General features: G+C 67.0%; 25 protein-coding genes. 12 read left to right on the top strand and 13 right to left on the bottom strand.

What is annotated here, in order from left to right:
• Positions 1-17: 17 nt before the first annotated feature.
• Complete coding sequence (locus ACTMTI_RS36760) at positions 18-2,216, bottom strand: cell division protein FtsK (RefSeq protein ID WP_441125303.1); 2,199 nt, start codon at positions 2,214-2,216, stop codon at positions 18-20.
• Between the two features lie 217 nt (positions 2,217-2,433).
• Positions 2,434-4,023 (bottom strand): DUF2637 domain-containing protein, encoded by a 1,590-nt coding sequence (locus ACTMTI_RS36755; RefSeq protein ID WP_441125302.1) that lies wholly within the window; start codon positions 4,021-4,023, stop codon positions 2,434-2,436.
• Positions 4,024-4,233: 210 nt separating this feature from the next.
• Between ACTMTI_RS36755 and ACTMTI_RS36750 the strand changes: the two genes are divergently transcribed.
• Positions 4,234-4,995 (top strand): GntR family transcriptional regulator, encoded by a 762-nt coding sequence (locus ACTMTI_RS36750; RefSeq protein ID WP_441125301.1) that lies wholly within the window; start codon positions 4,234-4,236, stop codon positions 4,993-4,995.
• A complete protein-coding gene (locus ACTMTI_RS36745) occupies positions 4,992-5,780 on the top strand; it encodes a hypothetical protein (RefSeq protein WP_441125300.1) in 789 nt (262 codons plus the stop codon). Before ACTMTI_RS36750 ends, ACTMTI_RS36745 begins: the two co-directional genes overlap by 4 nt.
• A gap of 221 nt (positions 5,781-6,001) precedes the next feature.
• On the opposite strand, the gene ACTMTI_RS36740 is transcribed toward ACTMTI_RS36745, so the two are convergent.
• The gene (locus tag ACTMTI_RS36740; protein WP_441125299.1) at positions 6,002-6,259 is read right to left on the bottom strand and encodes a hypothetical protein; all 258 of its coding nucleotides are present in this window, start codon (positions 6,257-6,259) and stop codon (positions 6,002-6,004) included.
• A 104-nt stretch (positions 6,260-6,363) separates the two neighbouring features.
• On the opposite strand from ACTMTI_RS36740, the gene ACTMTI_RS36735 reads away from it, so the two are divergent.
• The 3 genes from ACTMTI_RS36735 (at position 6,364) to ACTMTI_RS36725 (ending at position 10,508) form a co-directional block, all read left to right on the top strand.
• Positions 6,364-7,587 (top strand): XRE family transcriptional regulator, encoded by a 1,224-nt coding sequence (locus ACTMTI_RS36735; RefSeq protein ID WP_441125298.1) that lies wholly within the window; start codon positions 6,364-6,366, stop codon positions 7,585-7,587.
• A gap of 383 nt (positions 7,588-7,970) precedes the next feature.
• Positions 7,971-9,473: a HEPN domain-containing protein gene (locus tag ACTMTI_RS36730; protein WP_441125297.1), complete on the top strand. Its 1,503-nt coding sequence runs from the start codon at positions 7,971-7,973 to the stop codon at positions 9,471-9,473.
• A gap of 237 nt (positions 9,474-9,710) precedes the next feature.
• Positions 9,711-10,508: a hypothetical protein gene (locus ACTMTI_RS36725; protein ID WP_441125296.1), complete on the top strand. Its 798-nt coding sequence runs from the start codon at positions 9,711-9,713 to the stop codon at positions 10,506-10,508.
• 412 nt (positions 10,509-10,920) lie between these two features.
• Here the strand turns inward: ACTMTI_RS36725 and ACTMTI_RS36720 are convergent, their stop codons facing one another.
• A complete protein-coding gene (locus ACTMTI_RS36720) occupies positions 10,921-11,457 on the bottom strand; it encodes a tyrosine-type recombinase/integrase (protein WP_441125295.1) in 537 nt (178 codons plus the stop codon).
• On the opposite strand from ACTMTI_RS36720, the gene ACTMTI_RS36715 reads away from it, so the two are divergent.
• The 3 genes from ACTMTI_RS36715 (at position 11,447) to ACTMTI_RS36705 (ending at position 13,422) form a co-directional block, all read left to right on the top strand.
• Positions 11,447-11,659, top strand: a complete 213-nt coding sequence (locus ACTMTI_RS36715; protein WP_441125294.1) for a hypothetical protein — start codon at positions 11,447-11,449, stop codon at positions 11,657-11,659. The genes ACTMTI_RS36720 and ACTMTI_RS36715 overlap by 11 nt on opposite strands.
• A 383-nt stretch (positions 11,660-12,042) precedes the next feature.
• Positions 12,043-12,489: a hypothetical protein gene (locus ACTMTI_RS36710; protein ID WP_441125293.1), complete on the top strand. Its 447-nt coding sequence runs from the start codon at positions 12,043-12,045 to the stop codon at positions 12,487-12,489.
• Between the two features lie 6 nt (positions 12,490-12,495).
• Positions 12,496-13,422 (top strand): hypothetical protein, encoded by a 927-nt coding sequence (locus ACTMTI_RS36705; RefSeq protein ID WP_441125292.1) that lies wholly within the window; start codon positions 12,496-12,498, stop codon positions 13,420-13,422.
• An 18-nt stretch (positions 13,423-13,440) separates the two neighbouring features.
• Here ACTMTI_RS36705 and ACTMTI_RS36700 read toward each other — a convergent pair whose 3' ends face one another.
• The 5 genes from ACTMTI_RS36700 to ACTMTI_RS36680 form a co-directional block, all read right to left on the bottom strand.
• On the bottom strand, positions 13,441-13,923 hold the full coding sequence (locus ACTMTI_RS36700; RefSeq protein ID WP_441125291.1) for a PadR family transcriptional regulator: 483 nt from the start codon (positions 13,921-13,923) through the stop codon (positions 13,441-13,443).
• Positions 13,924-14,361: 438 nt separating this feature from the next.
• Positions 14,362-15,246: a hypothetical protein gene (locus ACTMTI_RS36695; protein ID WP_441125290.1), complete on the bottom strand. Its 885-nt coding sequence runs from the start codon at positions 15,244-15,246 to the stop codon at positions 14,362-14,364.
• The gene (locus ACTMTI_RS36690; protein ID WP_441125289.1) at positions 15,243-15,821 is read right to left on the bottom strand and encodes an RNA polymerase sigma factor; all 579 of its coding nucleotides are present in this window, start codon (positions 15,819-15,821) and stop codon (positions 15,243-15,245) included. Before ACTMTI_RS36690 ends, ACTMTI_RS36695 begins: the two co-directional genes overlap by 4 nt.
• Before the next feature lie 43 nt (positions 15,822-15,864).
• Entirely contained in the window at positions 15,865-16,062 is a 198-nt protein-coding gene (locus ACTMTI_RS36685; RefSeq protein WP_441125288.1) for a hypothetical protein, read from the bottom strand.
• Complete coding sequence (locus tag ACTMTI_RS36680) at positions 16,059-17,060, bottom strand: threonine ammonia-lyase (RefSeq protein WP_441125287.1); 1,002 nt, start codon at positions 17,058-17,060, stop codon at positions 16,059-16,061. The genes ACTMTI_RS36685 and ACTMTI_RS36680 overlap by 4 nt, the downstream gene beginning before the upstream one ends.
• Before the next feature lie 122 nt (positions 17,061-17,182).
• Here ACTMTI_RS36680 and ACTMTI_RS36675 point away from each other — a divergent pair, with 122 nt between their 5' ends.
• Together ACTMTI_RS36675 and ACTMTI_RS36670 are read left to right on the top strand one after the other, a co-directional pair.
• The gene (locus tag ACTMTI_RS36675) at positions 17,183-17,656 is read left to right on the top strand and encodes an Lrp/AsnC family transcriptional regulator (RefSeq protein ID WP_441125286.1); all 474 of its coding nucleotides are present in this window, start codon (positions 17,183-17,185) and stop codon (positions 17,654-17,656) included.
• A gap of 725 nt (positions 17,657-18,381) precedes the next feature.
• On the top strand, positions 18,382-18,966 hold the full coding sequence (locus tag ACTMTI_RS36670) for a hypothetical protein (RefSeq protein ID WP_441125285.1): 585 nt from the start codon (positions 18,382-18,384) through the stop codon (positions 18,964-18,966).
• Between the two features lie 99 nt (positions 18,967-19,065).
• Here ACTMTI_RS36670 and ACTMTI_RS36665 read toward each other — a convergent pair whose 3' ends face one another.
• Positions 19,066-19,719, bottom strand: coding sequence for a class I SAM-dependent methyltransferase (locus ACTMTI_RS36665; RefSeq protein ID WP_441125284.1), 654 nt, complete (start codon positions 19,717-19,719; stop codon positions 19,066-19,068).
• 216 nt (positions 19,720-19,935) lie between these two features.
• Between ACTMTI_RS36665 and ACTMTI_RS36660 the strand changes: the two genes are divergently transcribed.
• Positions 19,936-21,108 carry an MFS transporter gene (locus ACTMTI_RS36660; RefSeq protein ID WP_441125283.1) on the top strand — a complete coding sequence of 391 codons (1,173 nt, stop codon included), beginning with the start codon at positions 19,936-19,938 and terminating at the stop codon, positions 21,106-21,108.
• Positions 21,109-21,361: 253 nt separating this feature from the next.
• On the opposite strand, the gene ACTMTI_RS36655 is transcribed toward ACTMTI_RS36660, so the two are convergent.
• From ACTMTI_RS36655 to ACTMTI_RS36645, 3 genes are read right to left on the bottom strand one after another with little or no spacing between them, the layout of a single operon-like run.
• Positions 21,362-21,676 (bottom strand): peptidoglycan-binding domain-containing protein, encoded by a 315-nt coding sequence (locus ACTMTI_RS36655; RefSeq protein WP_441125282.1) that lies wholly within the window; start codon positions 21,674-21,676, stop codon positions 21,362-21,364.
• A gap of 56 nt (positions 21,677-21,732) precedes the next feature.
• Positions 21,733-22,080: a hypothetical protein gene (locus ACTMTI_RS36650; RefSeq protein WP_441125281.1), complete on the bottom strand. Its 348-nt coding sequence runs from the start codon at positions 22,078-22,080 to the stop codon at positions 21,733-21,735.
• Positions 22,077-22,244, bottom strand: coding sequence for a hypothetical protein (locus ACTMTI_RS36645; RefSeq protein ID WP_441125280.1), 168 nt, complete (start codon positions 22,242-22,244; stop codon positions 22,077-22,079). Before ACTMTI_RS36645 ends, ACTMTI_RS36650 begins: the two co-directional genes overlap by 4 nt.
• A 730-nt stretch (positions 22,245-22,974) precedes the next feature.
• On the opposite strand from ACTMTI_RS36645, the gene ACTMTI_RS36640 reads away from it, so the two are divergent.
• On the top strand, positions 22,975-23,274 hold the full coding sequence (locus ACTMTI_RS36640) for a hypothetical protein (protein WP_441125279.1): 300 nt from the start codon (positions 22,975-22,977) through the stop codon (positions 23,272-23,274).
• Positions 23,275-23,305 lie beyond the last annotated feature (31 nt).

Below are 23,305 nucleotides of genomic sequence, written 5' to 3'. Positions count from 1 at the left end.
AGCACCCCTCGACGGGGTCACCCAGTGCCGGTGCGTCGGTTACGTTCCGCGACGGCATCGGTGAGGTCGTCCAGGCGGATGCCGCGCCGGGTGACGGCCTTGCCGTCGATGCGGCGGCCGATCGCCTGCACGGGCACGCCGTGCGGCTTGAGCGCGGTGGTGAGCTGTTCGGAGGCCCAGCCGGTGTAGAAGTCGGGCCGGAGCTCGGCCAGGCGGGCGCACAGGGCCTCGTTCCAGGCGGCGGTTTCGCCTGCGGGCCAGATCTCGGCTAGGTCGGACAGCAGGTCGAACGTGGGCGCGTCGGTACGAGTCTGGGTGCCCTCATCGGGCAGGGTGCCGGCCAGGCCGCGTAGCTGCATGGCGCGGGCCACGACCTGCTTGGCCTTGTCGGTGTCCACCTCAAAGGAGCGGCGGGCGGCGGGCTTGCCGAGGCCCGACAGGATGCCCCAACCGGCCTCCTTGACCGGTTCGAAGATGGTGGCTCGGTAGCCGTTCTTGTACATCGAGGTGCCGAGGATCATGTCGTTGGCGACCTGGTCGGCGACGCTCATGCAGTAGCGGGTGTTGACGTTGCGGGTGATGCCGGTCGGCAGGCTGTCCTTGTCGGGGATCTGGGTGCCGATCAGCAGGATCACGCCCAGGGCGCGGCCCAGCTTGATGACCTTCTCCAGGATCTCTCCGGCTTCCTTGCCGTACTTGGGGTGCAGGAACAGCTCTTGGATCTCGTCGATGGCGACGATCAGCGGGTGCAGGCCGGAGTCCTTGAGCGAGGCGAGTTCCGGGGTGACCTTGTTCTCCGGGGCCTTGCCGAGCTGGGCGTAGTGGGCGATGCGCCTGGAGCGGTGCTCGCACTCCTTGTACAGCCAGCGGATCATCCCGGCGCAGCGGGCGATGGTCTCGTCGTCGAAGCCGTTGCCGTACTCGGTGCAGACCGGTTCCAGGACCTTGAAGTCGCCGACGCCCTTGAGTTCGTAGATGCGCAGCTCGGCGCGGGGGTCCAGGCTGGCGGCGAGGACGGCCAGGCGCAGGGCGAACGTCTTGCCGGAGCCGGGCTGTCCGCCGACGAGCCAGTTGCGGAACATCAGGGAGGCGTTGACCGTGTCCATGCGCGGGGTGGTGGCGAACGGGAACGGCTTGAAGACGTCCACCTTGCCGTCTCGCAGCAGCGGCCAGGCGGGTTGCTTCATCTGGGAGGCGGGCTCGTAGCCAACCCACAGCGCGAGCCGCCCGGGGTGGCCGTCGCCGGGCTCGGGCCAGACCTGGTCGAGCGGGAGACGCATGCCGGAGGCCAGCCGGCCTCTGCGGGCCACCACATCGGCGGCCTCCACGCCGAAGGGCAGGTCCACGACGGCGAGGTGGCCGGGGCCGACGCGGTGGATCTCCTGCGGGAAGCTGATGGCGTTCGGGTCCTTGCTGACGGCCTGGTTGATGCCGGAAATGCCGCAGGACAGCAGCGCGCGGCGGACCAACTCGGCGGTGAGCTTGCGGTAGCGCGGTCCCTCGGACACGCGGTCGGTGATGGGCTTGTCCGTGGGCCTACCGGCGCGGGCCAGCAACGGCACCGCCACGGCGACGGCCAACAGGCGGCCCCACGTCGGGACGTCGGCGAGCAGGAACACCAGCAAGCCGATCAGGACGGTCACGGCGAGAGCGGCCACGACCGTCCAGCGCCACCGGGACTGCCGCTGACGCTGCCGGTCCAGCTTTAGCCACGTCTCCGGGTCGTTGCGGTCAGCGGCGTACTGGCGCAGCGCCCAGTTACCCTCCTCCGCCGTCGCCCAGTGCAGCAGCTTGCCGGTAGCGCGGAAGAGCCCGACCGGGGCGTACAGGGCGGCCTTGACGGTGTACTTGGGCGTGCGGACGGCGTGGTAGCCGACCACGTATCCCGCGTCCTTGGCGGCCCAGACCAGCATGGAACGCGTGCCCCTCCAGGACCGCAGCGTGGCCGGGATGATCGGGGCGCGGTGCCGGTCGTTCCGCGGCCGGTAGGGCGCGTCGTCATCCGGCGGGTCCACCGGAGGGCCGAAGACCGTGCCTTCGATTGCGATGGTCTCGCGGTCGAAGAACTCGTCCTCGTCGCGGTCGGTCTCCTGGTCGTCAGCGCGGCGGGCGCGGCGGCGGGCCGCGTCCAGCGGGACGACCTCGCCCCCGGAATCCGGCCCGCCCAGGGCGGTCGGGTCGTCATTGCCTTCGTGCTCGTGTGGGTGATGCGTCATGATGTGTGCACCTCGTGTGCGTAACTGCGGGCGGGGTTGCGGGGCGCGGCCGGAGTCTTGGCGGATGAGGCCGCGTCCCGTACTGAACTGGTCGGGGACGGGGAGCGGTCGGACCGCGTCTCGTCCGTGCGGGCGGTGGAGTCGGGGTCAGCGGTCGGCTCGTGCGGTCGGACCGGTGACGGCTGGCTCCTCGGTGAGCCGGTACGGGTGAGGTCCATCAGGCCGCCTCGCGTCCTGTGGTCTCGGCGGTCGGACTGGTCTCCGACCGCAGGCGGGCGAGCAGCGCTCCGGCGCGGTCGGTGGAGACGGACTGGCCAGTCTGGCGGATGGCGTCGCGTAGCCGGTCCCGGGTCAGCGTGACGCCACGTGCCTTGTGGTCGGCGGCGATCTGCCAGCCCAGCGGCATGAGGTCGTCCACGTCGGACGGGGCGATGGCCTGGCGTGCGGTCCTGCGCTTACGTGACGACGACTTGCGGACGGGTGCGGAAGTCAGGGCTGGACGTTGCGGAGGCGTGGTGAGCCGTACCGTCACGGCGTCGGCCGGGGCCAGCTCGCCGAGCTTGTACAGCGCGCGTTCTCGGCGGGTGGCCTTGAACTGCCACAGACGGCCGTAGCGGTCCTGAAGATCGGTCTTGGCCAGGATTCGTTCTCGCTCGCGGTTCAGGGCGTCGGGGTACGAGCGCACCTCCCAGAGCACCATGCGCCGCCACAGCGCGAACGTGGGCAGCGGCGACAGCAGCCAGCGCGAGACGCGGATGCTGTCGAGTCGGCGTGACGAGCCGGCGAGGTTGGCGCGCTTGCGTACGGCGTGTGTGCCGATCTCGACGGCCACCACCCACAGGCCGGGCAGGATCGCGTGGGCGACGACGGCGAACCAGTCGGGCCCGTTCGGTGCGTTGGCGTAGGCGGCGACGTTGAGGTACACGGTGGCGGCGGTGAGCGTCCATGGGATGAAGCGCAGCCAGCGCACCCGCATGTCCAGCCGGGCCAGGACGATGTCCAGCGCGGAGAACACCCCTATGCCCAGGTCCACACCAAGGGGCAGCATGAAGGCGAGCGGGCCGAAGGTGGGCTTGGCCGCGTTCATGACGGTGGCGAACGAGATGATGAACCCGATCAGGCCCAGCGCGCCGACAGCGGCGGCGGTGACGGAGATCAGGGTTCGCTCTCCTTCCGAGAGCGGGCGCGGGCCGGTGGCAGGCCGGTCGTCCACGGTGGTTGCTCCGTTCGGTGAGTTGTGGATGGGGTTCATCGGCCCCACCGCCGTCCCCAGCAGCGCGGGCAGCTGGGCTTGTTGCACCAGTTCCGCCGGGGACGCGGCCCAGCCTCGGGCGACGACCTCAAGGGAGCCGCCCTGGCGGATTGTGTGGTGGGCCACCTGCCACTGCCGGTAGCGCTCTTGGCCCACGCGTACGAGTTCGATGAACAGTCCTCCGGCGAGGAAGGCCAGCAGGTAGACGAGGACAGAGATCACGGTCAGCTCCACTGGGAACGGGTGAGCAGGCGACAGACGCGGCAGCCGGGCACGCAGCGCACGCCGTGAACGGTGCAGCGCTGGAGTTGGCGTCCGGCCGAGGTACCACAGCGGCGGCAGCCGTAGGGGCTGGCCGATCGGGTGCCGCAGTCGAGGCACTGGAAGCGGCAGCTCATCGACCACGGCGAGCCGGATGCACGACGGGCATAGGAGGGGCGACGGCGGTTCGTAGCCGGGCGCGGTCTCCTCGATGCCGTCGCACACCAGGCACGTCCACTGGACGCCTTCGGCCGGGATGGTGACGTACTGCAGGTTCTTGGACCCGTAGGTCATGATGAAGACACCTCTCTTGATGGGGCGCCGGGGTGCGGATCTCGTTTGGCGACAGGACCGCGCTCCGGCTTTCTGTTGCAGCACGAAGCTCGTCGAGCTAAGTACGTACTCTCCGTACTCCGTGCTGTGTACGTACTCTGCGTGATTGCTCGATTACTGTCAAGCCTCTTGGTACGGTGAGTACGTACAAGTCGTTCAAGGAGGACTCACGTGCCAACCGGATCCGACTCCCGCGCGCTGTACGAACGCGTCGCGGACGCGCTGCGCACGGCGATAGAACGAGGTGAACTGGCGCCGGGCGACACGGTGCCGCCCGAACAGGAATTGGCGGAGACTCACGGCGTGTCGCGTCAGACGGTGCGGCAGGCGTTGCAGCAGCTCACCAACGAGGGGCTGCTCAGCAGCGGGCGAGGCCGCGGCCGTATCGTCCGCTCACAGACGCGCCTACGCTGGCACCTCTCCCACTTCGAGAACCAGAGCAACCACCGCGCCGACGCGGACGCATGGGCCACCGAGGTCCAGGAGCAAGGCCGCGTCCCCCTCCAGGAAGTGAGCGTTGGCCTGGAGATTCCACCACCAGCGGTCGCCGAACGCCTCAACCTCGACGCCGAGAAGGACATCGTGGTGGTCCGGCGTCGGGTGCGGTACGTGGACGACGTGCCCTTCCAAACGGCCGACAGCTACTTCCCCGAGGACATCGCCAGGGGCACCCCGCTGATGCAACCGAAGGACGTGAGCGCCCCAGGCGGTCTACTGGCGTCCATCGGACGGGGACAGACCCGGCTGGTGGACGAGATCCAGATCCGGATGCCGACCAAGGACGAGTCCGCCCGACTCGGGCTGCCCGCCGGCACCCCGGTGGCCGAGCACATGCGCACCGGCTACGACGCCGAAGGCCACCCCGTACGCGTCATGATCACCGTGGCACCAGGAGACCGACACACCCTCGTCTACGAGCTGGACGCCTCGTGACCGAAACAGGTCTCTTCCACGACGACCCCATGTCGCGCCCCCTCACCTATCCGGGCCGCATCCCCACCACCTCCGGCGTGCTGGTGGACGACGAGTACCTGCCGTTACTCCCCGTCGGCGGGACTCCGGCCGAGGAGTGGCAGGCCGGGGACGAGACACTGGGCAAGCTTCTGGTGCGGCTGGGCTGCTCACCCATGTCGGAGCGCCATCCGGTGGTCGCGGTGGGCTCGAACGCCTCGCCCAGCCAGATGCGGCGCAAGTTCGTGAACCACGCGATCCGACCGGTCATCCCCATGACCCTGGCCGACGTCGAGGGCATCGCGCCTGGTGTTTCAGCCCATGTGAACCGGTGGGGGTACGTGCCCGCGGTGCCGGTGGAGGCGCCGGGGGAGACCGCGCGGCTGTTCGTGCTCTGGCTCGACGATCGCGAGCTGGCGACGCTGGACGTCACCGAACCCAACTACTGGCGTCGCCGCCTGCCCGCCGACCGCCACCCGGTGACCCTGGAATCCGGTGTCCGGCTGCCACCGTGCTTCGTCTACGTGGGCCGCCACGGCTGCCTGACGAACGGGGATGGGCAGGCTCGACGCCTGGTCGATCAACCTACGTTGATCCAGAGCCTTCTGGACGACTCCCCTGAACTGCGCCGTCTGTGCGGCGGCACTCCCGAGGAGTTCGTCGCACGCGTGCGAGACGAGGCGATCCGTGAAGCGGTCTATCGGGCCTTCCCCGCAGAGCGGCGTGTCCTGTCGCAGCCTGCGCTGGTGGACCTGCCGTCGCTCTAACGCCGGGAGGTGTGCCGATGATTGCGGATAAGGGCTTCCCAGACAGGCCGGGCCTCGGCATAGCGGCGCCGGGGCGTCGCCTCGTAGCCTTCGCCGTTGCGACGCAGAACGAAGTACAAGCCAGCCTCACAGCACCACTCGTACTCCCCACAGCACGAGGTCTCCCGCACCCGCAGCGTGCCGCCGCGCTGCGCGTACGGCTCCCACTCCGCCACGGTGGTTCACTCACCCCGGGCGATCATTGCCTGCTTCGCGCGCCGCAAGCGCAGCACGGTAGGGCCATAGACGTAGGAGGGCTGCCGGGCCATGCGGTCCAGCCGCACCACGCGGACCACGCCCATGGCCCCGGGAGCCAGCGAGCCGAGCGACTGGCTCAACAAGGCAACTGCCCGCTCATGCTCACCTGTGACACCGCACGCGCCCCGGCCACATTCGTCGCTGGCCGTCCACTCGTAGAAACCGTCGCTGTCGCCGAACATGCATACATCCCAGCTACAGGCGGTAACAGCTCAACAGAGGACACTGAGAGGCGACCTGGGATGTCCGCCCCGTGTCCGCTCCTCTCCCCTCGGAGGTGTGCCGGATGAACGAGCCCGTCCCGTACTGGGCCGCCCGCCTGCTTGCGGCCCGCAAGACGCGCGGCTGGTCACAGCGCGATCTGGCTCGCGAACTGGTCCGCGTGTCAGACAAGCCTCTGCCGGAGGTGGACAGCCTCATCCGGCGCATCCGGGGCCACGAGACCGGCGAGCACCGGCCGGACGCCTTCTACACCCGGCTCTACTGTGGCGCCTTCGGCATGGCCGAGGACCAGCTCTTCGGCACGACCACCACGCCGATTCCCGCGCTGGCCCTGCCTTCCCTGGCTCCGGACGCAGATCTGTACGAGCGCATCACCCGGGCCATCGAGCAGCCGCGCCGCGTCGACCTGGCGACCGTGCAATGGCTGGAACACTGCCTGGCCGAGCATCGCCGCGTCGAGGACACCATCGGCAGCCGCCCTCTGCTGCCCATCGTCCACGCCCAACTGGCCACCGTCGCCGACCTGGCCCGAGGCGCCCGAGCCCCGCTCGCCGACCGGACGGTTGCCGTGCTGGCCCAGTACGCCCAGTTCATCGCCTGGATGTGCCAGGACTCCCGCCAGCACGCCGCCGCGTTGGCCTGGTACGACCGCTCCCACGCCTGGGCCGTCGAAGCCGGAGACGCCTGCCTCGCCTCCACCACCCTGAATATGCGCGCCCACCAGGCATGGAGCCTCGGTGACGCGTCTCGCTGCGTCCGCCTGGCCGAAGCCTCCCGTTGGCACGACGGCCGCACCGCCTACGGCATCCAAGGCATGGCCGCACAGATGGCCGGCCGAGGTCACGCCCAACTGGGCGAAGCCAACCAAGCCCGCACCCGACTCGCCGAAGCCGAAGACCTCATCCGAACCGCCGCTGAGCGTCCCGAAGACGAGCCGCCCTGGATGTACTTCTACAACGAGGGCTGGTTCCTCATGCAACGCGGCATGGCCGAACTGGAACTCGGCGACGGCCGCCGCGCCGCCGACTACCTCGAACGCGGCCTGTCCACCCTGCCCGACCACTACCGCCGCGACAGAGCCTGGTACGGAGCCTGCCTCGCCCGCGCCCAGGCCATCCAAGGTGATGCTGATGCCGCAGTCGCCACGGCGCTGGACGTCGCCCCGGACGCCACAGCGCTCAACGCCTACGCCGTGACCGAACTCAACCGTGCCGCCTATGACCTGGCCGCGGCAGGCGCTCCCGGCTTTCAGGCGATCCAAGAGTCGTTGCGAGGCTCGACGCCGTAGCAGGTGTCCCTGCTGTCCCTGCTGTCCCTCATCCCCTCTCGAAGTGCGGAAATCCTCGAAGCCAGCGGGGGACAGGTCGGGACAGCGATGTCCGTGCTGTCCCTGGAGCCTGCTGGAACACTGGTCTCGAGCGCTACCGGTGCCCTGGTGTTTCAGCACACGTGCATCGGTGGGTTTACGGGTTCGCTCGCGCCGCTGCGGACGTCGGGCATATGTACGATCCCTGACGGCAGGGTCGGCCTATAGGCTTCTAGGAAGCCCTGGACCGTCGTTAGCCTTCCGACCACATGTGGCGACCGACCACACATACGTACGGAAACCGCGCTAAGGTGCTTTCTGCGGTATTGGTGTTCCAGTGAGAACTCAAGCGACTTGGAGGATCTATGGGCCTCAAGATTGGCGAAGTAGCTCCTGCCCAATGGTGGATACCCGGAACAGGAAATGATGATCCCATTCCAGGTGTATGTGAAATTGCTGAAGATGGCCGCATAGCTGCACGACTGCATCGCAATCCATCTCAGCCTGCCGATCGTGCGTCGCTGATGTTCGAGCCACTCAAAGAGATCCCTGTACTGCACGGCATTGTCTTCGGCACCCCCGTCACCCTAATTGATTGCAGAACAGGAAAATCAAGATCGGGATTAACGCCGCAGGCCGATATAACGCTTCGCCCGTGGTTTGCTCTCGAAGGCTTGCTGCTGGATGAGGAGGACCTCATAGCATCCAAAGCCGAAGTGCGACTGCACGGACAGCGCGAATGGGCAAACTGGACTGCATTCTCATATCAATTCGAGGAGCCGCTCCCGAAGCCGAAATCGCTCACCTACGCACCACCTCCTTCTCGGAGTACAAAAATCCCAGGCGGGACACTCACTGTCGCCGATGACTCCATTCTTTGGCCCCAGAATGGTGACGCAACCTTAAAGACTCAATGTAAGTTCATAGTGGAGTTGGGCTCCCCTATCGCAATTCGGGAGTTTTTTAATAAATATACCCTTCCCCTCGAAGTTCTGATGTCGCTAGCCATAAGCTCTCCTGCGCCAATCGAAAGTCTTTATGTCGGCGACGAACGATGGGAGGATATGGCGCGTGAGCAGGGGCGCCCCAACTGGCTCCGCGTGTGGTTCGGGATTCCGCGGTCAAGTGTAGCGCCTCGCAAGCCAACCGGAGAAGACCTGTTCTTCTATATCAGCGACTATCGCTGGGAAGAGCTCGGCGAGCAGATGTTCTCAGTGATCGCGAATTGGCGATATATTATCGACCAGTGGGTCACTCTTATCAATCGCCAGTACAGATGGCCTGTGCCGAGATTCCTTACTGCAGTGACGATCGTTGAGGCCATAGATCGCTTACTGCATCCCGACGTGCAATCTGGACGCACTCAAGAGTACCAAGAGATAGCCGACGATGTAGATAAAGCGCTTCGCGGAATCGAGAAATTGAATTCGAAGAGGCGAGCGCGAATCAAAAAACTTATAGCCAACTCGTATGAACCATCTCTCGAAGATCGCCTCAATCGGTTGTCGAAGCGTGTTGCGCCAGCGATGGAAAACCTCGAACTCGCGGAGGATTGGGCGAGCCGAGTCGCTAGACTGAGGAACCAGATAAGCCACGGGCTACCTGGGGTGCATGACCTCGCAACAGATCATCGGGGCGCGCGGGTGGGTGAAGCGATTCTCCTACACCTCCTGGAATCGCTCTTTCTGCAAGAACTAGGCTTCGATGAAGCGGAGCTTAGGAGCGTGATGGAGCGACGAATCCGTCTTGGTTACCGAGGTCTATTGTCGCTCATGGATTCGAGAGTCTGCCGCGTGGTGATTAGAGGCTGGCTTAACACGTGGCGCCAGTACACGGTCCTGGCGGGAAGGCTGAGTCGTGAGGCCTGAGTGCGCGGACCGAGTGGCGGCCGCGCGAGAACGGCCTTCAGCCTCACGCGCCGCGCTATGTAGGCCCACGTGCATTCTCCGCCGTACGGCCCGCTGGCGAGCCAGATCGCCGACGTTCCCGCAGCCACTCGGCGCCCGGAACCGCCGACCCGGCGCTAGGTCTAGTCACCGCCCACAGCGTGATCACAATGAGATCTGTCGCTGCGAAGATCCCTGGCTATGAAGCGACGAGTGGTCGTGGCAGTTCTCCTGATGGCCGTACCCATGGTGATAGTGGGACCGGCCGCGCAGGCCGAGGCGGTGTTGGATCCGGCGGATGCCATCCAGCGCCAGTTCGTCCCGGGCCATGGAGTAAAGATCGTCGAGCGTTCTCAAATGTTTATGCTCGGCAGTTGGTCTTCCGTCAAGCCGGTGCGAGGCGTTGTGGGCTTCGGCAAGGGAAAGATCGTTGCGACTGACATGAGGGACCCCAACATTGGGCTTCGCGGCACTCGTAACATCTGTATTGGCAAGCAAGGCTACGAGTGGTATGTCAAGCAAGACCCTGACGATCCATTGCCGCCGGGCAAAACCTGGGTCGCTTACGACTGGCCGCCGTGCCAGCTTGATCTGAAGTCCGGCCATGTCAGCCTCAGGGACCCGGCCACACTCAAAGCGGTGCTGGCCACCACCAAGGACACACGAGCCGGGGGCGTCTACGACGGTGTACGCACCACCCTCTACCAAGGCACCATCACCTTCGCCCAGCTCCGCAAAGTGAACCCGGACATGAGCATCGGCTTCCGCAGCAAGCCCACAGGTAAGTACGCCGGATGGAAGGTGTCCTGGCGGTTGTGGATCGGCGGTGACCAACTCGTCCGCAGGGCGTGGAGCACCTGGCGAGAACCGAACGACGCTCGCAACAGAGCCCCCTACGAGGAACCGTACGTAGGTTTCGTCGAGGACCTGCGTCTGTCGGACTGGGGAATGAAGGTGCACATCAAGCCGCCACCCGCCGAGGAAACGGTGCCGGTGGAGGAGTTGTTGGACGACTGACTTGAGTGTGCGTGGACCTCGCGCCCAACCAACTCTTTCGTCCGGTGCAATGGCACGGGTGGCTTGGCCAGCGCCTCAGCTCTGTAGCCGCGCGCTGAGTGACGTACTGCGTGACAACCGGCTTGGACGATCACGAACACCAGCGCACGTTCCCGCATCGTTCGTACAGGTCAGTCCAATACGCACGCGCCTGGGAACCGGTGCTCGAATTGCTTCGGGACGAAGAGGCCGTGGGTTCAAATCCCGCCACCCCGACCCAGTTTGACCAGGTAGAGGGCTTGATCCGTTGAGCGGATCGGGCCCTTTTCCGTTCTGGAAGTCGATAGGAGCAAATCGGGGAGCCATCTCACTCGGACTCAACCCGTCGGCTTGTCGCCGAAGACGGTGTTCATCGTGTGGGCGCCCTTCGTGATCACCGGCTTGAGCTGATGCCGGTAGACCGCTTCCGTGACGCTGGTGCCCGCGTGCCGACGAGATCGGCGATGGTCTCGATGGGTACGCCCTGGTCGCTCATGATCGAGACGAACGAGTGACGCAGTTCGCGAGGTGTCCAGTCGGTTCCGGTGCCTGCGTTCTTCGTGATCTGCCGGAACGCCCGTCGGACGTTCGCCGCGTCGAGCGGGGTGCCGACGTTCGTGCAGAACACCAGGTTGTGATCTTGCCATGCCTCACCCGCCTTGAGCTTGTGTGCGGCCTGGCGCGTGTGGTGTTGCCGGAGTGCCTCAGCGGCGAGCTCGGGCAGTTCCAGCGTGCGACGTGACTTGCGGGTCTTGGTGTCACCTCCTACTCGGTCGGCTCGCCACACGTAGATGGCGAACCTGGTGTGCTTGAACCCTGCCTCGGTCACCGGTTGCCATGCCTTGAGGCTGGGGATCCAGGCGACGACGTGATCCCAGCGCAGTGCACGGGCTTCCTCTGTACGGACGCCCGTAGTGTGGGTGCTCGGCAAGCACGCCGCCGACCGGATCGCGGCCGCTCTGGGCGTCGGGGCGGCCGATGGCCCCTACCCGTGGGGCTTCGTGTCCGGGCCCAGTGAGAGCATCGTCCGCGACGGCGTCCGGCTCGACAGCGGCCGCTACCCGCCCCGAGGCCAGGGCGAGCCGTTCCGAGGCTGCGGCTACAACACCGAACTGGACGACGAAGACGCTTAACCGCCAGCTCCCCTTGTAGTCCTGGGATTGAAAGGTCGCTGACACTCCGGGCCGAACGCTCGCCTCTCGGGTAGGGGCGGGCTTGGTAGGGCGGATCACTACGAGCCGCCCTACCAAGCGAACGCTCCAGATCCCGGGTCACAGGGGGCGCCCATCGCAGTCGTAGTACTCGCCCGAACCCCGCACGTGCGGCACGCCCGCGACTTCCAGGCAAGGCCTCATATAGACAAGACGCCCGGGAGGCGATGAACGGTTGGGGCATTCCCGAAATCCGTACAGACATGATCATCTACGGCCGGGCATGCCACCGACATACCACCGATATACCACCGCTCCCTTACGATCCTTTGACGGATGCTAGTCAAGGTAACGGAAAGGGCATCATGCGACTGAGCACCATACTTCGGCATGCGGCGATCGTCGGGACCGCGGGACTGACGTTGTCGATCGTCGGCGGCGGCGCTTCCGCCTCTGCGTCGGCTGACAAGACTCTCAGCGGCAGTTGCTCGTCGGACCCCAAGGGTTACAGCGGCTCGGCGCGCTACTACTACAACAGCGCAGGGAGTGACGTCTTCACCAAGTTCACGTACACGATTGGCGGTCGCGCTGGATCGAAGACCGACGTGGCCATCGATGTCTATTCGGACAAGAACAACGCGGTCGACAAGTGGCACGGCGGTTGGGGCACCGACAGCGCCAAGGTGGGCACGAAGAGCACGACCGTCCACATCATCAGCCCGGCGAAGGACAAGGTCTACGTGAAATTCTGGGTGCGCTGGGACCTTCCGGGCCTCGACCCCACGTGCAGCTTCCAGACCAAGCGGATCTAGCGGCCGATGAACCACCGCGCACTTGTCGCGTCCCTGCTGGCGCTGGTGGCGGTCACGTCGTGTTCCACCGGCGGTGAGCAGGAAATTCCGCCGGTCTTCGTCGCCGCCTCCTCGACGGGGGCGATCGTGTACGACCCGCAGACCGAATCGCACCTCGGGTACGCCTCGGACGGGCGGCACGTGTGGACGGACAAGCAGGCTGCCGTCTGCGCGGCCCGGTGCCCTGAAGCGGCCTTCTCCACCGCTACCCGGAAGGTGCTGAGCCGGCGGGGCGATGCGGACACGGTCGTCGCCGAGGGAGGCACGCTCCAGATCCAGCGTTCGGACGGCAAGAAGGAGAGCCATCAGGTCGCTGGCGTGGAGAACGTCCTCTGGCGGGAGAGCCCCGACCGGACGACGGCTCTGCTGCTCTACGCCGACCCCACGCTGCCCGGCGGGGAGATCCTGCGCTTCCGGCGCGACGCTCACGGATGGCGGGCTACAGGGGAGCGCGTGCCCGCTGGGGGGTTCTGGGGTGGCTGCGTCGGCGGAGACTGGGCGGTCCTGACCGGCGAGCGCGGAGGGATACTCAAGGACGGGACCGTCGTTCCCCTTCAGGTCAATCTCGACCAGCCCGGGGAATGCGTGGCCGGTACGCGAGGGGGCGCGGTGGTGTCCCGCTACGTCGACCAGCGCGGAACCCATCACACCGAGGTTCGCGGCATCGACCCGAGCGGGCGGCAGACGTGGTCGCGCGATGTCGCCGCTCGGGCCGGTGTGATCGCCGATCCGTCCGGTACGGCGGTCGGCCTGGTCCACGATGGTGAGCTGGAATTGCTCGACGTCAAGGGGGAGGTCCGCGAGCGGCGCGAGGACGTCGTCGCGGCCAGCTTCACTGAGACGGGCCGCCTGGTGACGGTGAACGCCGACGGCAAGGTCACCTGGGCTGCATAAAGCTCACTCATCCGCGTGTCAGACGGCGTGTACGCCTGTGCGAACGTGCCGGGCCAGTTCGGCCAGCCCACAAGCCTCATCGCTGTGCAGCGAGATCTCATCGGCGTGACGATCCCAGCGCTGTAGCACCCACACCACCTGGGGCGGCGCATCGTTCGGAGGGCCCTGAGGGGCGCTCGCTTCGGTCGACGGCCTCAGGCGCAGCCGCAGGCGGCGGCTCGCCTCCTGAAGGGTGGCGCGCAACCGTACCGTCTCCTCGGCCAGCGCATCGGTACCCACATCGGTCAGCGCGTAGTAACGCCGGTGCCGTCCCTCAACGACCTCCTCACCGACGATATGCACCCAGCCTTGCTGTTGCAGGCGGGACAACGCGGCATACAGCGTTCCGGTTCGAAGCCGGACCCGCCCACAGGAGATGTCCTCGACCTCCTTGATGAGCGCGTATCCATGCCGAGGCGCATCGGCCAGGGCGGTGAGCAGAATTCCGAGGTTCCGGCACACCGCAAGGTCGGCCTCTCGTTCGGGTCGCCGTCACTGGGGGCAAAGCAACGTGTTCGCCCAGGTCACGGGCGTCTCAGAACCGTCTCTCAAAACTTTCCAGTGCTAAGGAGTTCTGTGAGCGGTGACCTAGGCGAACACCTCGCTGAACGAGGTGGGCGTCCATGGCGCTGACTGGCCGCTTCGGCCGCACGCGAGGTTGGTATCCAACGGGCGTCGACGGAGCGGGGATGCGAAAGCCTGTGGACTTGACTTGGTCGGACGACCACCGAGTGCGCTGTCGAGTATCAGAGGTCAGCCGGGCAGAGCCCCCAGACCGGCGAGCAGCTCGTCGCGCTCCAGCTGTGGCAGCGCCTGGTAAATGGGCTCATCCAGGCGGTTGGTCTCGTCCTCGATCCCCGTCGCTGCGGGCTGTCCACGGGCAGTACCCTCAGCTGAGCATCAGTCGCGCGCGGAGCCGCCCGTGGCCGATGTGTTCAGCTGCGCGCTCGTCCGGCCGGTGAGCTCCTCCAGGGAGACGCTGTGCCGCGACCCGTCCTGGAGGATTGCCGTGACGCTCTTGACGCCGCCACGAGGTGAGGCGTTCTCGCGCTCCTCCGTCGTCGGCGCGTCCGGCCACCAGGCTGCGAAGTAGCCGCCGGTGACGGTCGCGGTCACGCTGCCTTTCGCCTCCGTGGAGAGCTCCAGACCCACCACCCGGGCACCGACCCTGCCGGTCACGATACGCACGCTCTCCTCACTCGTGCTCATGACCGAGCCGAGGGCGGCCCGCGCCGACCCCGCGGGAACCGGCGGAAGCAGTTGTGCGTCGGGCCCCGGCGTGCTGCCCTGCGAGCCGACGAGGTCGCCATCGCGGAGCAGGCAGGTGATCTCGGCCAGGTGGCTGCTGTCGTCGTTGACGTAGACGAGCGTCCATGGCCCCCGGCCCTCGGTCACCACGGGCCGGAAGCCGAGCTCGCGCCCGGTCGTGCTCTTGGCGGTGTCCCGGGCGCTGTCGAGGCACTTCTCCTGGGCGTCGGCAGCCCGGTCACCGCTCACCGGGTGCGGCGTCGCGCTCCACGCTGCCATCGCCGAGCCGCCGCCGAACAAGCCGGGCAGCAACAGCGCCGCCGCGATGCCAGCAGCCACCCCTCCGCCGACAGCGGTGAGCCGCCAGGCGGTGAGCAGGCGAGGGCTGCGGGTCGTCGGTGCGGGCGCCCCCATCGGGTCGGTGGCCACCACCCGGGCCAGCAGGGCCCGAGCCCGGGGGTCGGTGCTGGTGTCCAGGTCGGCCGGGGTGACGGCCGGGTCGAGGTCGCGCAGGGCGTGGTCGAGGGTGTCGTTCATCGCATGCTCCGGGAGTCCAAGGTGGCGGTCGCCACGGGCTGGGTTGTAGTGGCGGGGGCCGCGTCGGCGTGGTGGCGCAGGGCACGCCGGGCCCGGGTGAGCCGAAGCCGGAACGCGACGGGGGAAATGCCGAGCACCCGCGCGGCCTGTGGGGCTGTGAGGCCGTCCCACACGGCCAAGGCGAGCGTCTCCTGGTGGCGCGGGCTGAGCCGCCGCCACGCCTGGACGAGGTCGAGCCGACGTGCCACCAGCTCGGGGTCCAGCCCGGCCGCCGCGGCGCCGGTCAGCCGGCTGTCGGCGATGCGGACGGTGAGCGCCTGCCGCCGCTGGTCGGCCCGCAGCCCGTTGCGGAGAGTGCGGTGCGCGACGCCGAACAGCCAGGCCCGCGCCTCGTCCGCCGCCAGCGGCACCTCGTCCAGGCGCCGCCAGGCGACGAGGAACACGTCGGCGACCACGTCCTCGGCGTGGGAGGGGTGGACGCGACGCTCGACGAACCGCAGCAACGCGGCATACGTCTGCTCGTAGAGGTGGGCGAAGCGCTGGGTGCGCGGCGGCCCGGTGTCGGTGACGTTCATGCCTAGGTCATGTCCGGCAGGCTCACAGGTGTGTCGCGAACCGTCACGATGAGGCGTCGGCCACGGCAGCCTCCTCCGTGCTCTCGCCGGTGACATCGTGCGCCGCCCCGGCCAGCAGCGTCGACCACATCCGGATCGCCATGACGTTCGCAGACGGCCCGCAACCGCGGACGACGAGATGATGGCCGCGCCGGCGCAGCTCACCAGGAGGGCCCGGTTTTGCACCGAGTGCGGCGTTCACCGGACCTCCCCTCGCACACGGGAAGCGGGGTCGAAGAGGTGCGCCAGTCGAGGCACAAGCTCGTGCAACTGCTGGGGGCGCGGGTTCGCGCCGGTCAGCACCGTTGCCAGGTGATCGCCTTCGACGCTGCCGCCGGCGATCGCCGCCAGGCCGGCCACACCCGCCGGTTCCAGGAGGATCCCCAGGGTGTGTGCCGCCAGGGCCATGGCGTCGGCGAGTTCCTCGTCCGTCACCAGAACGATCTCGTCCACCAGGGCCATGGCGCGCCGTACCGACGCGTCAAGGGGGGCACGCACCGCGATCCCGTCGGCGAAGGTGTCGACCCGGTCCAAGCAGACCGCGCGGCCGGCCCGCAGACTGTGCAGCATCGAGGGAGCACCCATGGCGTTGACTCCTACGATCCGGGTGCAGGGGGCGTGCGTCTTCATCCACCGTGCCACGCCGTTGATCAACGCGCCGTCGCCGACCGGGAGCACGACCGCGTCATAGTGGTGGCCCGGAACACGGGTCAGTTCGACGCCGATGGTTCCGGCGCCTTCTGCGACGGCCGCCTGAAGGCCGTCCTGCAGATAGACCAGGTCCGGGTGACGTCCGGCATGGGTGGCGGCGGCCGCGCGGGCCTGCGAGCCATCCGTCCCAGCCAGGATGATCCGTGCGCCGAAGGCCTCTATCCGTTCCCGCTTGGCGGGATTGACCGTCTCGGGCACGAAAACTTCGACCGCGATGCCTCTTGCCCGGCCAGCGTAAGCGACTGCCTGTCCGAAGTTCCCCGAACTGGCGCATACCACCCGTGCGCCCCGCGGGAGCGAACTCAGCATCAGGTCCGCGCCCCGGCCCTTGAAACTGCGTACCGGATTGGCCGTTTCGAGCTTCACGGTCACCGTACGGCCCAGCGCCCGGCACAGCTGCTCATCGATGTACTGGGGGGTGTCGAGGAAAAGCGGATCGATCACCCTCAGGGCTTTCTCGATCCGCGCCACGTCCAAGTCCAAGTCCATGAAGCCGCCTTCTGTCGGGGACAACCAGCAAGGCGACGCTAATCGAACAGGTGATCAATGCGATTGAAAATATTTGCATCGCGACGCAATAATATTGCATGACTCGGCAACCGCCTCTCCACTTGGACGCGATCGACACGCATCTGCTCGACCTTCTCCAGCTCGACGCCGGCCGCACCCTCCTCGACCTCGGTGAACAGGTAGGGCTGTCACCGAGCGCCGTGCAACGGCGGATCGCCCGCTACCGCAAGGAAGGGCTCATCACCCGGCAGGTCGCCGTCCTGGACCCGCATCGCCTCGGCTCCGCTGTCCTGGCCCTGATACTGGTCACCCTCGTCCAGGAGTCATTCGAGCACCACCGCGCCTTCGCCGACCGAATGCGCTCCGAGCCGCAGGTCCAGCAGTGTTACCGGGTCGCCGGGCCCTGGGACTACGCCGTCATCCTGGCGGCCAGGAGCACGCGCGACTGCAGCAGACTCGGGGATCGCCTGTTCAAAAGCGATGACAACATCAGGCGCTACGAAACCCTAGTGGTGTTCGACACCGTCAAGACCGGCCTGGCCTTCTCTCTGTTGGATGTGGAGCGGCAAGTATGAGCCGCAAGGATCGGCCCCCTCCTTGCCAAAATGGACAGAGACCTCCCGTAACGCTTGTCGTCAAGCGGCGACAGGGATTCGCTCTGACGTTCGCCGGATCCAGCGCTGCGATCTGCGCGTTCAAGGCGATCAACAGCGAGGCGTGTGCGCGGATTGTGGCGGCGTAGGCGGCCACCGGCACGGGCCGGCTCAGCTGCTCGGCGCTCAGCGCGGCCTCGATGGCCGCGGCCTGGCCGAAGGCGTTCGCGGACATGTACGCGCCGGTCAACGGGCGTCCGTCGGTGCCGCCGGACCTGTCGGCCCGAAACTCGGCGGGTAGCCGGGACGCATTGCTGCGCCGTTGGTTGTAGTCGGCGCCCCGTGCCCAGCCGCTTGGAGGGCCTCGCAGGCGGCTGTCAGCCGCTGGTCGGAAAAGCGCGGGTGCGTCAGGAGAGCCGACTTGATCCCCTTCGGCAGTCACGCGGCGTGGCGCCCACGCCAGCGGGCTTCTGTGACCATGGCTGATTTGTGGTTGGCGGTGCGGCCCAGGCTGCCGCCGCTCGGCACTGGCCCTCAGGCCGCATGCACCAAGCGGCGGCGGGCGAAGGCGGGCCGTGTACGGCGGCACGACGAGCTGCCGCTTGATGCCCGCAGAAACTTCGGCAGTGGTGCCAGCGCTGCCACGCCGTCGGCCACCCGGTTTGGTGCGCTGTGCTTCCTCAAGGGCGTCTGGCTAGGCTTCCCTGGTGAGCTTCGGCAACTATGCCCGTAGGGTGCGTGACTCCGGCCTGCCGCACCAACGGCGGGTTTCGGCGCTCCGCTCCTGCGTGCAGTTGTATCGGCCGCTTGGCTACAACGCGACGCTGAGTTACCTCGAGTCGAAGGCCGGGAGATTTCAGTCTGATGAGGCGGCACTGCTCGGTGCCCTTGACGTCATCGAGGCCAGCCGTGCTGTTCTTCGTGTCGAGCTTCAGGCTTATGCGGTAAGGCGCCGGGAGGCCAAAAGGCAGGGCCGGAGATCTCCGCGTGCGGAAGATGCCAACCCGAACCTGCAGTTCCGCTGGTACTGGTATGCCGCTCCTCGGGAGGCCGCGCGGCATGCGTTGTGGTTCTGGTGGCGGCAACGCTTCCCTCGCCTGTCCCTTTCCGATACTCCGGCTCTTTCGAAGCTGAGTGAATGTGTAAGGGAGTGCCTGGATGCCGGTGACGTGCTCACAGAGGCGGAGCGCGGACTTCTTGGTGCCCGGTTGAAGGAGCTTGAGCAACAGCTGCCAACGTCGGATCTGCTGCATGTGGTGCGGCACATCGAGGTGGCATCTGGTCTGCGGTAGCGGCTGGACGCGTTTCGTGGCGCATTCGGGCAACGGGCGTGCCTGTTCCGTGCCAGGCCGCCCGTCTGGTGTGCGGTGCCGGGGCCTATGGCGCGCGCATCAGCACATGGCGGCGGCTTGTCTGCGCATCAGCAAGTGGCCGCGGCGGAATCGTTCATCCTCCAAAGGCTCGCGCAACATCCGCGCCACCTCGACGAACTCTTCCTTGCGGGCCAGGTCGGCCAAGTCGTCGATCGGCCACCGGTAGGCCGGCGTGACCTTATGGTCGAACTGCAGCACCGGACCGCCCTCGGATTCGAAGAAACCGAGCAGGAGGTAACCACCCGGGGCCAGCACCCGGCGGAACTCGGCAAAGTACGGCGGCAGCTCCGGTGGTGGGATGTGGATGACGGAGTACCAGGAGAGCAGACCGCCCAGCTCGCCGTCGGCCACGTCGAAGGCGCCCATCGAACCGACCTCGAAACGCAGGTCAGGATGGTCTTTGCGGGCGATGTCGATCAGTGCGGGAGACAGGTCGATGCCGAAGGCGTCCAGTCCGAGGTTACGCAGGTGCGCCGTCATGTACCCGGGACCGCAGCCGGCCTCGGCGACGGTCCGGGGTCCGGCGGCTTGTACGAGTTCGGCGAACACGGCGACCATCGCACGATCCAGTGGCAGGCGATCGAGCGAGTCTCGGGCGAGGTCGGCGTAGAGATCGGCGACGGCGTCGTACGCGTCCGCCGTCGCGGTCAGATAGGAGGAGGATTCGGCCATGGCGGACGACTGTAGTCCATCGGTCGGCAAAGGTCGTCGATCATCGACCAGTCGGCGCCGGTCCCGCACTCTCGCTGCAGGTCACAGGGCTGGTTCGGCCCGCTTGAATGAGTGTTTGCCGGGAGTGGCACCATCTTTCCGGTCCGGGTGGGTGGACGGTGGGGTACCCCGCTGGGCTCGGCAACACGTGACACAGCTCAATCTCGATCATGATTCGTGGGTCGCGCCGATGGACGTGGTCCGGGTGCCCACCGGCGGGCCGACACAGACGCTGGCCGCTGTCGAGCAGATCCGCGCTCCGACGAGCACCACGGCCAGATCGAACGCCTGCCCGGCGGACGCGGCCCGCAGCGCAACCGCGCGCTGGCAATCTGGGGTGGGGCGGGGGCCAGCGTGCTGAGCATCGGAGCGCTGTTGGGCGGCGTGCTCACCCAGAGCTTCGGTTGGCCGGCTGTGTTTTACGTCAACGTCCCGCTTGGTTTGATCGTCGCAGTCGCCGCACTGGCGGTGATTCCTCGCGATGTACGGCAGCGCGAGCGGCGCCGGTTCGATCTGCCGGGGTCGCTGACGGTAACCGGTGGGGCGACGTTGCTGGTGTTCGGCCTGGTCGAGGGCCCCGAACTCGGCTGGGGGAACGGGCTGGTGATCGGCGCGTTCGTGCTGGCCGTCGGGCTGCTTGCGGCCTTCGCGGCGATCGAACGGCGCAGCGCCGACCCATTGATGCCGTTCCGGCTGTTCCGCAACAGGAGCCTGACCGCTGGGATGGGCATCACGTTCATCTACATGGCGACCTTTGGCGTCCTGCCGTACTTCCTGACCGTGCTCATGCAAAGCGTGTGGGGGTTCAGCGCCCTGCAGACCGGGCTGGCCTTCCTCGTCCCCTCCCTTGCGATCGCCGTCGGCACCCAACTCGGAGAGCGGCTGGCTAGCAGGATCGGCAACCGGCCGACGCTGCTGATCGGGTTCGCGGTCGGCATCGTGGGTACGGCGGGAATGGCTTTCGGGTTCGTCGCCCAGGCGAGCTACGGGCTGCTGGTGCCGGGGCTCATCGTGTCGGGCGTCGGCCAGGGCATCGTCTGGACGGCCATGTGGATAGCCGCCGCCACCGGCACCGCAGCGCACGAGCAGGGCGTCGCCAACGGCATCGCCTCGACCGCACTCAACCTCGGCAACTCCATCGGCCTGGCGATCTTCGCGGCCCTCGCCGACCTCGGTACCGCAGGCAAGACGGGCGAGGCACTGCGCACTGCCACGGCCCACGGCGAATTCGTCGTCGTCCTGCTCACCGCAGCCGGAATGATCGTCGGACTCCTCGTCGCGCTTGTCTTGCCGCGCGTGACCGCAGCGTCTTCGGCCCCGGAGTCGAGCGAGAGTCTCGCCGTCCGCTGAGTAGAGGACCTATGGGCGGCGATCCTATCTCCGAGGATCGCCGCCGCCAGCGGAAGGCACTTGGCCCATTCACGAACCGGTGTAGAGGCGGTCAAGGTCTACCGGTTCAAATATCGCGTCCGCGCAGTCAGGCATGCCCGTCGTACGTTCGCCGCGTCCAGCGGCCCGCCGCCGGTTCATCGCGAAAGGGAGAACCCCCGCGCGGTGGCGGAGGTTCGGCGGGTCCGACGAACCCGCAGGGCCGCACGGGCCGTCAGTGCACCGCAAGCAGTACGGGCCAGGTCTGCGGCCCGACGACGCCGTCGACCTCGATGTCCGCGGATGTTTGCAGGTCGCGGATGCCCGCGGAATGGGCCGGGGTGAACATGGTGTCACTGACACCTTCCAGCCCCTGGACATCCCTGGCGAGCATCAGGTGATGCATCGTGCGCACGTGCGGCCCCTGGTCGCCCTGCCTGAGTATCGGGAGCTCTCTCACGATGGCCTCCGTCCAGCTCTCGCTCTGCTCGTAGTCGGGGTTCCAGAACCCGGCGATCACAGACGCGCCACGTACGCGCCGCTTGCACACGTCGCCGGTGTTGCCCTCGATCGTCTGGATCCTGCCGTCGCCGAGATTCCTCTCGACTAGGCCGATGTGGTCGATTCGGCCGATGGCGTCGGTGCCGCCCCGTCGAAGAACACGAGCGCGCCGGGCCGCGCGTACTGCTTGATGTTGGCCGCGGTCCCCGCATGCCAGCGACCCCCCCGTTCGCCGTCCTGCGCGTGCCACACCGTGTAGGCGCGATCGCCCTTCGGCAGGACCGCCGCGGCGTTGTCGGAGTGCCGTGCCCAGTACGTGATGGCCATGTTGCACCACGGTGCCCGCAGGAACTTCGAGCCGTTCCGTTCTGCGTACCAGCGTGTGATGACGTTCGGGCGGCCCGACAGGCCGAGGTCGTCGCTCGCCCGTCTTATCATCTTCTCGGCGGTCACGACGGCGCCCTCCTTCCGTTCGGTCCCTGCTCGTAGATGCCGGTCTCCGGGTTGAGGACATAGCCCAGCGAGACCAGGACCTGCTCTTCGTCCGGCTCGGTGGGACCCCACTCGTGGGTGTCCACGGCTTCCGCCACGAGTTCTGCTTCCGGTCTCTTGCTCATGATCAGCCTTCCTGGTCGGGACGCGACGCCCCTGACGCCAGGCATGAAATGACGATCGGCGAGCGCCACCCAAGAACGTCATGAACGCCGCGACTCATCGGCATGGAAAAGCTGGACGGTATCGCCATCGGCTCCAGCAGCCAGGCCGTCCGGGCAGGCGACATGCCGCGAAGACGGCGACGGCACAGGTACGTACCTGCCTGACGGGCATGCCCTCCATCGACCAGGCAAATCCCCTCAAGGCGACCAAATCATCATCAACATGCCCAATTCGGATATTTTCCATTGCGGGGCCCTTTGGATATGCGCCAGGCACGCTCGCCACCACTGGCAGCAACCGGCTGGCCCGACCGCCGCACTCTTGGGGCCAAATCAGGCGCGACTCCGAGACAGAACTCACAGGATCAAACGCCCACTAATGTCCGCATAATTACCGGCCACTGCCCTCGACTGTTCCCCGCTCAATGGACGAATATCTCTCAGTAAGTTAAAGCCTGCGCCGAGGACCCCACCGCGATGAGTTCCAGCGAGGAACAGTCAAGGCCTGTGGATCGGCGTGCCACGCTCTTCTTCCCGCCCGCCGTGTTGCTGACCACGCTGGTCTTCGCCACCGTCTTGGCCGTGGTCAAGTCCTGGGGCCGCATCCGGGGCGGCCGGACTCCAGGAGTCCAACGGCGAGGTTTCCAGTCTGTATCCACACACCCGGTCAACCGCACTCGAGGAGAGCATCATGACCGCTACCTACACCTTCGACGTCTTTTGCAGCCTCGACGGCTACGGCTCCTACAACAGCAGCGGCGACTGGGGCGGCTACTGGGGCAAGCAAGGTCCCGAGTTTCTCGACCGCCGCCTCGCCTTGTACGGCGAGGAGCAGCGGATGGTCCTCGGGGCCAACACCTTTCGGCAATTCGTGCAGGTGCTGGGCCCGAGCACCGAGGAGTCCAAGGTGAGTGACCCAGTGAACACCCGGATGAGGAACCTGCCGACAACGGTGGTGTCGACGACACTGGCTGTACTTCCGGTGCCGTAGCCGTACGGCGGCGTACGGCGGTGGGAGTAAC

Origin of the sequence: Nonomuraea sp. H19 (genome assembly GCF_052068215.1) — a bacterium.
Taxonomy (GTDB): Bacteria; Actinomycetota; Actinomycetes; order Streptosporangiales; family Streptosporangiaceae; genus Nonomuraea.
Note: the sequence above shows the minus strand (reverse complement) of the source record. Positions and strands in the feature narration are given on the sequence as shown.

Bases quoted from the DNA above. Each gene is read 5' to 3' on its own strand.
- ACTMTI_RS36760 (WP_441125303.1), bottom strand. From the start codon at position 2,216: ATGACGCATCACCCACACGAGCACGAAGGCAATGACGACCCGACCGCC.
- ACTMTI_RS36755 (WP_441125302.1), bottom strand. From the start codon at position 4,023: ATGACCTACGGGTCCAAGAACCTGCAGTACGTCACCATCCCGGCCGAA.
- ACTMTI_RS36740 (WP_441125299.1), bottom strand. From the start codon at position 6,259: ATGTTCGGCGACAGCGACGGTTTCTACGAGTGGACGGCCAGCGACGAA.
- ACTMTI_RS36735 (WP_441125298.1), top strand. From the start codon at position 6,364: ATGAACGAGCCCGTCCCGTACTGGGCCGCCCGCCTGCTTGCGGCCCGC.
- ACTMTI_RS36730 (WP_441125297.1), top strand. From the start codon at position 7,971: ATGGGCCTCAAGATTGGCGAAGTAGCTCCTGCCCAATGGTGGATACCC.
- ACTMTI_RS36710 (WP_441125293.1), top strand. From the start codon at position 12,043: ATGCGACTGAGCACCATACTTCGGCATGCGGCGATCGTCGGGACCGCG.
- ACTMTI_RS36705 (WP_441125292.1), top strand. From the start codon at position 12,496: ATGAACCACCGCGCACTTGTCGCGTCCCTGCTGGCGCTGGTGGCGGTC.
- ACTMTI_RS36695 (WP_441125290.1), bottom strand. From the start codon at position 15,246: ATGAACGACACCCTCGACCACGCCCTGCGCGACCTCGACCCGGCCGTC.
- ACTMTI_RS36690 (WP_441125289.1), bottom strand. From the start codon at position 15,821: ATGAACGTCACCGACACCGGGCCGCCGCGCACCCAGCGCTTCGCCCAC.
- ACTMTI_RS36680 (WP_441125287.1), bottom strand. From the start codon at position 17,060: ATGGACTTGGACTTGGACGTGGCGCGGATCGAGAAAGCCCTGAGGGTG.
- ACTMTI_RS36665 (WP_441125284.1), bottom strand. From the start codon at position 19,719: ATGGCCGAATCCTCCTCCTATCTGACCGCGACGGCGGACGCGTACGAC.
- ACTMTI_RS36645 (WP_441125280.1), bottom strand. From the start codon at position 22,244: ATGAGCAAGAGACCGGAAGCAGAACTCGTGGCGGAAGCCGTGGACACC.
- ACTMTI_RS36640 (WP_441125279.1), top strand. From the start codon at position 22,975: ATGACCGCTACCTACACCTTCGACGTCTTTTGCAGCCTCGACGGCTAC.